Genomic DNA, 11153 nt, shown 5'->3' on the forward strand with positions numbered 1-11153 from the left:
GGTGAGCGTCGACCGTGGTATAGTGAGATGCTCAGCTAGCTCACCGACATCGATTTCTCTGGGAGATTCGTAGTAGCCATGTTCAACAGCGGCTTGAACCGCTGCCTGCTGTTCGGGTGCCAATTCAGTGTTGCTGTTGGAGGTGTCGTTTGTGGATGGTGAGGCGACCGCCGTTCGAAGCATCTCCATCTGTGCGCAATCGCCGACTGTCGTTTCAAGCTCATCGAAGAATTCGCTCACATTGCCCTCGCCGGAATGGATGATGCGCCACGTGTAGTGGCGGCTCTCGTGGCGTGTATCGAACAGTAGCCCGTCACCGAGATGATCGCGGGCAATGTGAGGGATAGAGGCACAGAGAGGGGTACGCTCCCAGTACGAGTAGAGAACGAGCGTCTCAGTGGTATGGTCAAGAACCTGTGTGATCTGAGTCGCGTTACAGTCCTCGGTCGCGAGACAGTCCGCGTAATAGTCGCTGTTGAGAAAGGCGTCTTCGATGGCAGCGAGAGCATCGGGCGTCCCCGTAGCATGGTCAACGCGCCAGAGTCGGTCATCAGTAGCGTGCAGGGAGAGCGAGCGAACCGAAGCATCTGGATGGTTAGCGAGAGTATCAGCCACCCGATTGCACCCGGGTTCGTATTCGAGGGCAAAGACGAGTTCGCGCATAGGTTGCAATAGGTACTACAGTGCCATAACAGGTGGTTTCAGCCTGTTAGATTCGGCTGGTCGGGTCAGATCACATCGTCGGGGTCGTGCGTTTCCTGCATCCGCTGTGCCTCGGCGGCGTACCGCTCTTGGAGGTCGGGATCATCGACAGTGCCGAGATTATCCGATTCAGCATCGGCGGCCGCGGTGGTGTCGCGCACGTCGGTGAAGGAGGTGAGTGCCCGCTCCTTCCGGTAGTATTGCTCACCGTTAGTGGTCGCGTAAGTGAGGATGATCAAATTCTGCTCGTCGTCAGAGTAGGTGCGTTCAACCAGCCAGACACGCACATCGTCGTCCGATTGATCCGGCATACTCGTCTGGTTATCGCTCCTAGGAGTTAAGTGGCAGAAATCACGTGATGGATTCCTCGCACCGACAGTGTAGAAAACACCAGTTTTCCATAGCGATGCGAAAACCACCGTTCTTGATATGCTGAATCGCGGTACGATCAGGACGTCCGAGCACGCCATGCAAATCGTCGCCTACGTCCGCGTTTCGACTGTCGGTTCTGTATCGGGATAATCAATCCTCACCAATGAGCGTTGGAAGCTTTTGCTCGAACAATCGATCTCCGGCTTCCCAGAGGATCTCTGTCGGGACGGTCTTGGAGAACTGCACACGCTCGTGATTGTGCTCGCCCGTCGTTGGATTCTCGTACTGAAAATGAACCGGCCCGAGATCAGGGTGGTCATCATCGCGGTGCCATCCGCAGTTGAAGCCCGTATTCGGGTCGTAATAATGAATCTGATAGTAGACTGCATCACCGTGAAAGCGCCACTCGACGCGGAGTTCTGGAGCCTCGGGTCCAGTCGGAGGACGTATTCGATCTGGATCAATGGTCGCCCGTAGCCACGCTTTGATGATGCTATCGGGTTCATACTGGACGGCCGTAATCTCCGGCTGACGGTCGAGTACTCCCCTCAATCCACGGTAAACACTCGGATCGGTTGTGCCTGGAAGACCCATCAAACGGATCTCAGGCGGTGATGGTTTCGCGTTCGGTCGCCCAGTCGTACTCGCGGAGGGCCGTTTGCACGAGCGGGAGGCGGGTTTCGAGTTGCTCCCACTCGCTGGCAGCCTCACGGCGGGACTCCCTCTCCTGTTCGTCATCGAAAGCAGCGAGACTCGACCGGAGTTCGCCCGGTTGGTCAACGTCGTAGGTTGCCTTCCAGTCGGTGATGCGGTCGCGCATCGATTCGAGCGCGGTAGTGAGTTCCTCCCGGGTGTGCTCGCGCTGAAGGGTGGCCACTTCGCGGTAGGATGCCATGAGTTGATCGAGAGCGTAGAGCGTCTGTTCGCCTTGCTCGACTCGCAGAAGTACGTTGTCCTCGACGAGTTGGTTGAGGTATTTCTGGGCGGTCTTAACTGAGACCTCCGTCTCTTCGGCGATCCACGAGGCGGTACGAGGCTCTCGAAGCGTCCAAGCAGCCGCTCGGACGCGCTCACCGCGGGTTCTCGATGAACGGGTGCTGCGGTCGGCGCGTTCGGAACTCTCGGAAGGAGCAGTCGGTTGCTCCTGCTCATCCGAATGCTGAGCTGTTCCAGAATCGGATTTTTCAGACATAGCCTGTCTACAACCTGCTGGAACATATATCCAGCGGTTTGTGTATATATTCTCACCCGCCGCGTGGGAGTTGAGACTGATCTTCCCAATGCATGAGATCAGACGTAAATAGTAGCCAGTGGCTTGCTAGCAGATAGGTGTCTGAAGAAAACCGAACAATGAATCCACTGAGGAAACAATTAATCTATCCGCCGTATGAATTGCCGTTGTGCCCTCTCCAAGCAACGATACCGATGTGCCATCAGAAGCGGCTGCCGTAGCGCGGCGCTATCAACGTCTCGAACGGCCTCTTGTCTATACTGTGGCGTTCCTCTTCGCTGGGATTGTCGGTGCGGCGCTGTTCTTTCTCCCACTCCTTGTCGGGCTTCTCGTTGCAGTCTGTGCCGCCGTACTGATGCGGATTCCCATTTTCCGGGTCAAAGGGAGCACACAGCTAGTATCCGAGTGCGATAGTGAAACTGTTCGGAGTGATTTCCAGAGCGCGACTCCACCTGTGCTGCCGTTCCAGTGGGGAATCGCCGACGATATTCACACAACTGACGACGGTGCAATCTATGATTTCTCGTATTTGTTGGGCCTGCGATCAGCCAGCATGGCCGTAGAGATTGATTCGAAAGTAGCGGATGGGGGCGATGTGAACAATGACCTTGAATTATTTGTGACGGAAAACGAAAATCCGTGGGCGACGTATGTGGTGTCGATACACCAGCACGATACGGAGACCGTTGTTGATGTCGAGTGGAGTTCGGATCGCCGATTCGGACTTCGACGGCTCCCACAGCGGTGGGTTGCTGAGCGTTACCGGACGGAGGCACTGACTGCACAGGGATTCACTGTTGTCGAACGCGAGGCATCCCTATCGCTGTAACTGGAGATGCGAGCAATAGTCACAAGCGACTTTGCGTAGTTTCCAAGCGTAATGTGTGGTTGGGTCTCTGAGAGTGTACTGTGTATTCCTCATACTATTGTGTTTAGCGGAAATCTTCATACTATCTCCTGGTAATCCCTCGCTGGCTGCCAAACGGCGTCCAAGACAGAAAGGATAATTCATCAAACACTCGTCGCTTGTTTCACGTTTTCGGTAGCAGAATAGTCGCACAGAATCTGAATCGCTCTTGTGTAGATTAGCGGAATGCATTGACAGCGACACAATCGATGAGGCTGTGGACGGGTGCTCCGACGAGATTCAGGGATCGGAGAAGTCCGAAAGTATGAGCGGCCTGCTCCAAGCCCTGCTTGGACAGGCCGCGGAATTTCGCCAGCCACGGCTGCACTAACGACCAGAGGCACTCGACCTGATTCNCCGTCGTCCGAGACGTATTCATCGTCGTGGACAACGGTTCGATGCTCGTGTTCCATCTGCTGATACGCGGGGAGTTCGTCGGTCCAGATCTCTCCCAGCGGCTGGGAGAGATCGCCTGCTTCCTCTATGACTGGCCCGAGGTTCTCGTCGTATTTCGATCCTTCTTCGGCTGAAATCACCCGGAGCACGTCGCGGCAGGCCGCGACGAGCGTCATCTCATCGCCCCGCTCTCCTGTCCATCGCGCCCGTCCGGGTCCAGGAGACCCGCCGCGGGACAGTCCGTCCCGCGGTGGGTTCTGACCTTTGTACCCCGAACACACCCGCTGAGTTTCGTCCACCTGTGTTGGTCCAGCAATCGTGTGACCGATGCGTTCCCACACAGTCGAGAAACCCCGAGTGAACGCGGTTTCCACGTCGCTAATTGCCTCGAAGACGGTTTTGTAGGCGCGGTCGAGCAGCGGTGCGATTTGGTTGATGCTGAGGAGAGTGTCAGCGTAGAGGATGAAGGCGACGAGGAACTCGCCAGGAGCGAGTTCCGTGTCGTAGAAGGGTGTACCACGGGTATAGGTGGTTTTCCAGTCACAGCGACCACACCAGATTCGCGTCGAGCCATCGAGAGCGCGGAGGGCGTCAGCGTCACAGTTCGGACATGCTTGGGAGGTCCAGATGGTCTTGAGACGCCGCTCGACGATGGCGTCGAGCGGCTCGGAGCAGAACTCTATTACACCGAGCTCGGCAAGTTGTTCGAGCATCCCGCCGAGAGCGGCGTGTTCGTTAGACATGAACAACTGCTGTCGGCGGGATGCCCTAACCGCTGTGACTCGGTTCCGCTACACTACACAAGAGCGACTTCAATACTGTCTCCGATTCGAGTGCGAACTCCAACATACTACCCATGACTGGCGGTAATGCCTTTTCGACGATCGGCGGCCCATGTCTGCCGGGCATCGAGGTGATGTCGAGTTCGACCTCACCCTTGGAAATAGCTATGGTGTCCCACGTATCCAGCGGATACGCCTCCTGAAACCCCTTTTCTTCGAGGTTGTCCGCTGCATGGTGAGTCGTCACAATCGGAAGCGTCTTGTCGAGTTCCTCCTCGACGAGGTGATCGAAATGGTCCCCGTGATAGTGTGAGAGTAACACGAAATCCACCTCTGGAGGAATGCCCTCGATATCCATGGCCGGGTCAGTTCGGCGCTCTGCGGTGATTCCGTAGCCGAGATGGGCGTGGTCTCCGGCGTGGAGAAAGTTCGGGTCGGTCAGGATGGTGAATCCGGCGTAGCGAAGAATCACCGTCGCCGTCCCGACGAAGAATATCGAGCCGGTTTCGCGGTCCATGGTCGCTTCGTCGGACGGGGGCAATTCGAGGTCGGCCGACTGACTCATGATAACAGGGTTCGTGCTAACACTTCCTAAAGCTACCGTTCGGGAGGGTCATAACAACGATCTAAAATACGTGTCGTTCGCGTTCAGGGCGTCAGCACTACCTTGATGCAGTCGTCTTCTTTGTCTCGGAAGGTCTGGTACAGATCCGGACCGTTCTCCAGTGGCTCTTCGTGAGTGATGACGAACGACGGGTCGATGTCGCCATTCTCGATTCGCTCCAGCAGCGGGTCGAGGTAGCGTTGGACGTGGGTTTGGCCCGTCTTCACGGTCAGGGCTTTATTCATCAACGGACCAATTGGGAAATCGTCCATGGTGTCGATATAGACGCCCGGCATCGAGAGGGTACCACCCTTGCGACAACACCTGACCGCCTGCTGAAGCACGTACGGCCGGTCGGCCTCATCGGAGATGCCGTGGAGACCGTGGGCCTCCGACCCGACCGCGTCGATACACCCATCCGGTCCGCGGCCGCTAGTCATGTCCATCAGGCGGTCGTAGACGTCCTCGTCCTCGTAGTCGATGGTTTCGGCCTCGCCGTGTTCTCTCGCCATGTCGAGCCGTTCGGGCACTCGATCGATGGCCACTACCCTGTCAGCACCGAGCATCTGGGCGCTTTGGATGGCGAACTGGCCGACCGGTCCACAGCCCCAGATTGCGACCGTATCGCCCTCCGTGATGTCCGCGTTTTCCGCGCCCATGTACCCTGTCGGGAAGATGTCCGAGAGGAAGAGTACCTGCTCGTCCGGCAGGTCGGAATCGACCTTGACCGGGCCGACATCGGCGTAGGGCACGCGCAACTGTTCGGCCTGCCCGCCCGCGACGCCGCCCAGCATGTGCGAGTAGCCGAACAGGGCGGCTGGCGAGTGGCCCATCGCCTCTTGGGCCATCTCCGCGTTCGGGTTCGAGGTGTCACACAGCGAGTAGAGACCGTTCTCGCAGAACCAACACGAGCCACAGCTAATCGTAAACGGCACGACCACGCGGTCGCCCTCCTCCAAAGTCTCGACCTCGTCGCCAACTTCGATTACTTCGCCCATCGGCTCGTGACCCAGTACGTCACCCTCCTGCATCGACGGCATATAGCCGTCGTAGAGGTGGAGGTCGGAGCCACAGATGGCGGTGGCCGTGATGTCGATTATCGCGTCAGTCGGCTCTTCGATTTCGGGGTCGGGAACGTCGTCGATGCGAACGTTCCCCTCTCCCTGCCATGTCAGTGCTCTCATTGGTTTCTTCTCCCGTATTGACCGACAACCGGATTCCAACTAAAGATAGGGCTTGATTCTGCAAAGAGCAATTCAATCCTGCTCACAACGTCGAATTTCCGTCGTCGATTCGGCTCGATGGGATCGCAGTCCGGTCGAACGCGGGACGACACGGTGAATGACGAGACCACGCTACGGATGGATAATGAGTTTGCCGACGTAGCCGCCCCCGGTGACGGCGCGATGAGCCTCGCCGGTTTCCTCGAAGTCGTACGTCTCGGCGACCACGGCGGTGAGATCGCCGCGCTCCATGAGACGTGCGACCCGACGGAGGATTGGCTGGCGTTCGGACGTATTGGCAATGGCCATTCCTCGGATGGTGAGTTCCTTCGCTTGGAGCGGCGTGTCCGTGACCGCTGGAATGCCGCCCGTGATGGTGACGACGCGCCCGTTCTGTGCGGCCACGGTCAAATCGAGTCCGAGATAGTCGTCGAGGCGGTGGTCCAAAATCACGTCAACGCCCTCGTTGTCGGTTGCTTCTTGAATTTCCTCGGCGAGCGTCTCGCTGTCGTAATCGAACGCCGCGGCCGCACCGAGGTCGCGGACCCGCTCGCACAGTTCCGCGGAGCCGGCGGTTGCGAGGACGTTAGCACCCATCGCGGTCCCCAACTGGACGGCAGCGTGGCCGACGCCACCGTTTCCGCCGTGGACGAGACAGTATTCGGTCGGACGGAGACCGGCGTTTTCGACGAACGCCATCCACGCGGTCACGCCCACGTTCGAGAGCGCAGCCCCGTCCTCGAACGACACGCTCTCGGGGAGATGCGCCACCTTCATTTCGGGAATTGTCGCGTACTCGGCGAAGGTCCCACCGTCGCCGTGTCCCAACCCGCCGGCGAAAACCCGGTCGCCAGCCGTGAAATCCTCGACTCTTTCGCCTACTTCCGCGACGACGCCCGCTGCGTCGCCGCCGGGAATCGCCGGCAGCGATACGTTCCCATACTCCCCCGACCGGAACCGCGCATCGACCGCGTTGACGCTCGCGGCCCGCACCTCCACGAGGACCTCGTCCGACGCCGGGGTCGGTCGGTCCATCTCGTCCACCTGCAACACGTCCGGCCCGCCGTGTTCGTGATAGCGAACGACTCGCATACTCCATAGGTTCGATGGTGTTCGGCATATGTCCCTCGGTACTGGTGAGCGATTGCCGCGTTCCTGCTTCGCTTATCCGTACTGGCCATAGCTCGTGTGCCATGTCACGCACAGCCGAACCCAAGCAGGCGTCGTTCGCAATCAGACCGACTGGAATCGACTCTACATCGACGGCGAGCGTTCGGCCGACGACCGCGAGAGGATCGCGGTGGGAAACCCGGCAACTGGGGCCACGTTCACAGTTCTGAATCGTCCTCGTATTCACGCTCCCGGCTGCACTCTCTGTCGACTTTCCTCGTCGGCGTCACATCACAGATGCACGACTTCTGGAACGCGGAGGACGACCAACAGCAAGAGGAGACGATCACGTTCCTGAAAAACACCGCCCTTCTCGGCGCGGCCATCGCGTTTCTCGTTCGGGGAAGCGAAAACCAGTAACCACCGTGTCGGTCAGATCCGGCGAGCGGTGTCCTCTCTCGACTCTTCGCCCACGTACCGCCACTTGTCGTCCCGGCGCTCCACGTCCGGTAGCGCTACCCTGGTTGGACGACCTGTTCCCACCAGCCGTCGTTCGGGTCGTCGTACCCGGCAGGGTGGTCGGGGAACACGTCGTCCGTGAAGTCGTCCTTTCCGGCGTTGATGCCGTCGCGGAGGTAGCGGTACGCCGCCCGGAGGGCCTCGCGCCGCTCGTCCTGTTGGTCGGGCGTCCCCGGCAGGTCCATCGCGCCGATGCGGTCCGTGGTCGGTTCCTCCGTATCTCCGACTGGTTCGTCCTCGGGCATCTCCACGCCCGTGGACCGAGCGTCGGTCCGGCGTGGCGACGTTTCGAGGTCCGAGGCGTCTTCGGCCTGCATCTCGACGTTCGTCTCGATGTCAGTGTCCGAGGGCGAGAGGTCGTCCTCGACGCCGGGCGGGATGGACCACTCCGTTCCACCCAGCACGTTCTCGCTATCGAGCAGGCCGCGCTCGTAGAGGTCGTCGAGGCGGTCGTTCAGGATGTCGAGGTCCATCGGCAGGTCCTCGGTCACTTCGCGTGCCTCCAGCCCGGACTCGTCGCGCCGGGCGAACACCGTCAGAATTTCTTCGTCGCTCACCTCCGGCTCTGATGTCCCCATGTCCTACCATGGGGTCGGGGCGGTATTGAATCCTCGCCACCGAGGGTTCCGCGATTGTCCGTCGGAAAACCCCATCCATGACAGCGTACGAAAACGAATCCACCTCATATTGTGGCTGGTGTGCGCTAAAGTTGCCTGAGTGAATACCGATTGCTCTAGTATCGTCCTGAGATTCGTCAGGGGGTCGTCTGTGGTCTCGTTGTGGATGCGGTCAGCGGCGATGCTCGTCGTTCATATAAGCGTGTGTCGTTGCGCCAGGGCATACGACTTTACTACTGGCCGTGCCACTGAGCAGCATGAACACGCCGCTCGACGACTCCGTAGGAGGACCGGGATGAGCGACGAAGGGACCGATCAAGAAGGTCAGATCCGTGAGCCGGACCGCGCCGCCTCGGGCGCGCCGGCCGCCGGCTGGGCGATCGGCGACCGCTTCTCGACGACCGAGATCTTCCAGCGACTCCTCGCAAGCGCCGACGAGGAGGTCGCCACCGGCACGACGGAACTGCTCTTCAGTGGGGTCGCTGCGGGCTTCGCGATCGTGCTGACGTTCGTCGGCCACGCGGTGGGCAGTGCGCTCTTCCCGAACAACGGGTTCCTGGCTGCGATTCTCTATCCGCTCGGGTTCGTCTACATCATCCTCGGTCGCTATCAGCTCTACACCGAGAACACCCTTCCTCCAGTAGCGCTCGTGTTGGCCAGGTTGGCCAGCCTCCCGTTGCTGTTGCGCGTCTGGGGGATCGTGCTGTTCGCGAACGTCATCGGGGCGGGCCTCGGAGCGTTCATTCTCGCCAACAGCCACGTCCTCTCGACGACAGCGATGCACGCCGGCGCGGAGTTCACCAGGAGTGGGCTCGAACACGCGTGGTGGGACGTGTTCTTCAAGGCCCTGTTCGCGGGCTGGCTCGTCGCCGGGGTGGTGTGGCTCAGTATTGCTGCGCAGGACACGATCGCCCGCCTGTTGCTCATCTACAGTGTCTTCTACATGATCGCTGCAGCGGAACTCTATCACGTCGTCACGACGGCGGCGGACGCGCTCTTTTTCGTGTTTCTCGACGTCCCCAGCCCTGGGTTGTTCGTCGTTTTCTACGAGTTCTGGCTGCCGGTGTTGCTCGGGAACACCGTTGGCGGCGTGTTCTTAGTCGCGCTCGTGAACTACGGTCAGACCGAACAACGGCGCTTCCCGGAGGTCCGCGAGCTCTCCGCGCGCGAGGTGCTCTTCAGCTGGAAGGGCGGCCGATCGCACACCACGCCCCGCCCGTACGTCGAGGAGAACGAGCCCGAAACCGACTGATCGACGACCCGTCGCTCCGCCCTCGACGAACTCGTCGTCTTGGAACCCCCGCAGAGCGAGATTTCCGGTAGGTGCCCTGTGGTATTCCTGTAACTGTTTCGAGAACCGTCATAGCTTCCTTTGTCAGTGGCTGGCGAAGTTCAGGGGCGTCTCGAAGCACCACCTCCAGAAATACCTCGGATTCCTCGGACTGAAACTCAACTCACCGGACGACTGATTCGAGAAATTGCGGTGTTGCGATGTATCGGGATGAGTGTCTAGCATGAATAGTTATGTGGTTGCGCACACACCTACGGACTGAGTATGACCGACGCAAACGTCGCGCTCCTCGTTCGACTCCAAGCACAGTCCGGCAAAGAATCCGATGTCGAGGAATTCCTCCGTTCGGCACTGCCGATGGCCGAGGAAGAACCGGACACCACCACGTGGTTCGCGCTCCGTATGGACGATTCGACGTTCGGCATCTTCGACACCTTTCCGGATGAATCCGGTCGGGAAGCGCATCTCTCGGGCGAAATCGCTGCTGCCTTGGAGGAAAACGCGGACGAGCTGTTTGCAGAACCGCCGGAGATAGAAGAAGTCGACGTACTGGAGGCCAAACTCCCCTAACATCTGAAATTGAACAGACAGAAGCAGCAAAGACGAATCTCACATCTCGTTCACGAACGCCGGACGTGGCGATGGACACTTTCACGCTATCGCGCCGTTAGTGGCGACCCTCCTCGAACTCCTCGATGATTTTATTACAAAAGGCGTCCAAGTCGTCGGGCTTGCGGCTGGTCACCAGTCCCTCGTCGACGACGACTTCCTTGTTAACCCACTCGCCGCCCGCGTTGCGGATGTCGGTCTGTAAACTGGGGAAGGAAGTCAGCGTCCGACCCTCGACCACGTCGGCCTCGACCAGCGTCCAAGGGCCGTGGCAGATGACTCCTGCGGGCTTTTCTGCCTCGATGAGCTCCCTGACGAAATCCACTGCGTCGCCGTCCGCGCGGAGTTGGTCCGCTCCGACGGAGCCACCCGGAACGACGAGCGCATCGTAATCGTCGGGGGAGACCTCGGAGAAGGTTTTCTCCACCTCGAACGTGTCACCCGGGTCGAGGTCGTTGTTGACGGTTTGGACCTCGCCGGTTTCGGCACCGACGACATCGGTGCTCGCCCCGGCGTCCTCGACGGCTCCCTTCGGTTCGGTGAACTCGACTTCCTCGGTGCCTCTCTGTGCGAGGAAGACAGCGACGTTCGTATCGGTGAGTGATTCTGCCATGGTGTTTTGTCTCCGTCCCTAATGACATCCGCGTTTCAAATAAAGCGAGAGCCTGCCCTCGCAAAGACGTGGTCCACTTGTTCCCGAATTTCAGTCGATCACATTGAGTTAGAGCAAGCATCTGCTTGAGGAAGATGTGGACCAACCCCAAGCAGACAACGAGATAGAGGAAGAGCA

Annotated in this window: 13 protein-coding genes and 2 pseudogenes; 5 read left to right on the forward strand and 10 right to left on the reverse strand. The window is 59.4% G+C overall.

Translation table 11 applies throughout. The features are described 5' to 3' along the window. The 4 genes from C448_RS09715 to C448_RS09730 form a co-directional block, all read right to left on the reverse strand. Positions 1–663 (reverse strand): helix-turn-helix domain-containing protein (locus C448_RS09715; RefSeq protein WP_004054256.1); only part of this gene is annotated, 663 nt, incomplete at its 3' end. 65 nt (positions 664–728) lie between these two features. After that, positions 729–1013, reverse strand: coding sequence for a hypothetical protein (locus tag C448_RS09720; RefSeq protein ID WP_004054258.1), 285 nt, complete (start codon positions 1011–1013; stop codon positions 729–731). Positions 1014–1224: 211 nt separating this feature from the next. After that, the gene (locus C448_RS16475; protein ID WP_193363129.1) at positions 1225–1668 is read right to left on the reverse strand and encodes a hypothetical protein; all 444 of its coding nucleotides are present in this window, start codon (positions 1666–1668) and stop codon (positions 1225–1227) included. A 10-nt stretch (positions 1669–1678) separates the two neighbouring features. Further along, positions 1679–2266 (reverse strand): DUF7342 family protein, encoded by a 588-nt coding sequence (locus C448_RS09730; protein WP_080503193.1) that lies wholly within the window; start codon positions 2264–2266, stop codon positions 1679–1681. A 208-nt stretch (positions 2267–2474) separates the two neighbouring features. Between C448_RS09730 and C448_RS09735 the strand changes: the two genes are divergently transcribed. Next, entirely contained in the window at positions 2475–3134 is a 660-nt protein-coding gene (locus tag C448_RS09735; protein ID WP_049916236.1) for a hypothetical protein, read from the forward strand. Positions 3135–3390: 256 nt separating this feature from the next. Here the strand turns inward: C448_RS09735 and C448_RS09740 are convergent. From C448_RS09740 to C448_RS09755, 4 genes and pseudogenes are all read right to left on the reverse strand, one after another. Continuing rightward, positions 3391–4351: pseudogene (locus C448_RS09740) on the reverse strand (IS1595 family transposase). A gap of 25 nt (positions 4352–4376) precedes the next feature. After that, positions 4377–4955 carry an MBL fold metallo-hydrolase gene (locus C448_RS09745; RefSeq protein ID WP_004054283.1) on the reverse strand — a complete coding sequence of 193 codons (579 nt, stop codon included), beginning with the start codon at positions 4953–4955 and terminating at the stop codon, positions 4377–4379. Between the two features lie 83 nt (positions 4956–5038). After that, a complete protein-coding gene (locus C448_RS09750; protein WP_004054285.1) occupies positions 5039–6178 on the reverse strand; it encodes a zinc-dependent alcohol dehydrogenase in 1140 nt (379 codons plus the stop codon). 171 nt (positions 6179–6349) lie between these two features. Continuing rightward, on the reverse strand, positions 6350–7309 hold the full coding sequence (locus C448_RS09755) for an NADPH:quinone reductase (RefSeq protein WP_004054287.1): 960 nt from the start codon (positions 7307–7309) through the stop codon (positions 6350–6352). A 315-nt stretch (positions 7310–7624) separates the two neighbouring features. On the opposite strand from C448_RS09755, the gene C448_RS16925 reads away from it, so the two are divergent. Then, entirely contained in the window at positions 7625–7747 is a 123-nt protein-coding gene (locus C448_RS16925) for a hypothetical protein (RefSeq protein WP_004054289.1), read from the forward strand. 95 nt (positions 7748–7842) lie between these two features. Here C448_RS16925 and C448_RS09760 read toward each other — a convergent pair whose 3' ends face one another. Further along, a complete protein-coding gene (locus tag C448_RS09760; RefSeq protein ID WP_004054291.1) occupies positions 7843–8424 on the reverse strand; it encodes a hypothetical protein in 582 nt (193 codons plus the stop codon). Between the two features lie 334 nt (positions 8425–8758). Here C448_RS09760 and C448_RS09765 point away from each other — a divergent pair, with 334 nt between their 5' ends. The 3 genes and pseudogenes from C448_RS09765 to C448_RS09770 all read left to right on the forward strand — a co-directional run bounded on the left by C448_RS09765 (position 8759) and on the right by C448_RS09770 (position 10324). Further along, positions 8759–9715 carry a formate/nitrite transporter family protein gene (locus C448_RS09765; protein WP_004054293.1) on the forward strand — a complete coding sequence of 319 codons (957 nt, stop codon included), beginning with the start codon at positions 8759–8761 and terminating at the stop codon, positions 9713–9715. A 91-nt stretch (positions 9716–9806) separates the two neighbouring features. After that, positions 9807–9932: pseudogene (locus tag C448_RS15990) on the forward strand (IS1595 family transposase); the annotation flags it as partial. Positions 9933–10018: 86 nt separating this feature from the next. Beyond that, positions 10019–10324 (forward strand): putative quinol monooxygenase, encoded by a 306-nt coding sequence (locus C448_RS09770; protein ID WP_004054295.1) that lies wholly within the window; start codon positions 10019–10021, stop codon positions 10322–10324. Between the two features lie 97 nt (positions 10325–10421). Here the strand turns inward: C448_RS09770 and C448_RS09775 are convergent, their stop codons facing one another. After that, positions 10422–10976, reverse strand: a complete 555-nt coding sequence (locus C448_RS09775) for a type 1 glutamine amidotransferase domain-containing protein (RefSeq protein WP_004054297.1) — start codon at positions 10974–10976, stop codon at positions 10422–10424. Positions 10977–11153: the final 177 nt, after the last annotated feature.

Source organism: Halococcus morrhuae DSM 1307, from assembly GCF_000336695.1.
Classification (GTDB): Archaea; Halobacteriota; Halobacteria; order Halobacteriales; family Halococcaceae; genus Halococcus; species Halococcus morrhuae.

Coding starts and splice junctions, on each gene's coding strand:
- C448_RS09755 (WP_004054287.1), bottom strand. CDS start 7,309: ATGCGAGTCGTTCGCTATCACGAACACGGCGGGCCGGACGTGTTGCAG.
- C448_RS09720 (WP_004054258.1), bottom strand. CDS start 1,013: ATGCCGGATCAATCGGACGACGATGTGCGTGTCTGGCTGGTTGAACGC.
- C448_RS09760 (WP_004054291.1), bottom strand. CDS start 8,424: ATGGGGACATCAGAGCCGGAGGTGAGCGACGAAGAAATTCTGACGGTG.
- C448_RS09750 (WP_004054285.1), bottom strand. CDS start 6,178: ATGAGAGCACTGACATGGCAGGGAGAGGGGAACGTTCGCATCGACGAC.
- C448_RS16925 (WP_004054289.1), top strand. CDS start 7,625: ATGCACGACTTCTGGAACGCGGAGGACGACCAACAGCAAGAGGAGACG.
- C448_RS09775 (WP_004054297.1), bottom strand. CDS start 10,976: ATGGCAGAATCACTCACCGATACGAACGTCGCTGTCTTCCTCGCACAG.
- C448_RS09765 (WP_004054293.1), top strand. CDS start 8,759: ATGAGCGACGAAGGGACCGATCAAGAAGGTCAGATCCGTGAGCCGGAC.
- C448_RS09770 (WP_004054295.1), top strand. CDS start 10,019: ATGACCGACGCAAACGTCGCGCTCCTCGTTCGACTCCAAGCACAGTCC.
- C448_RS09730 (WP_080503193.1), bottom strand. CDS start 2,266: ATGTCTGAAAAATCCGATTCTGGAACAGCTCAGCATTCGGATGAGCAG.
- C448_RS16475 (WP_193363129.1), bottom strand. CDS start 1,668: ATGGGTCTTCCAGGCACAACCGATCCGAGTGTTTACCGTGGATTGAGG.
- C448_RS09745 (WP_004054283.1), bottom strand. CDS start 4,955: ATGAGTCAGTCGGCCGACCTCGAATTGCCCCCGTCCGACGAAGCGACC.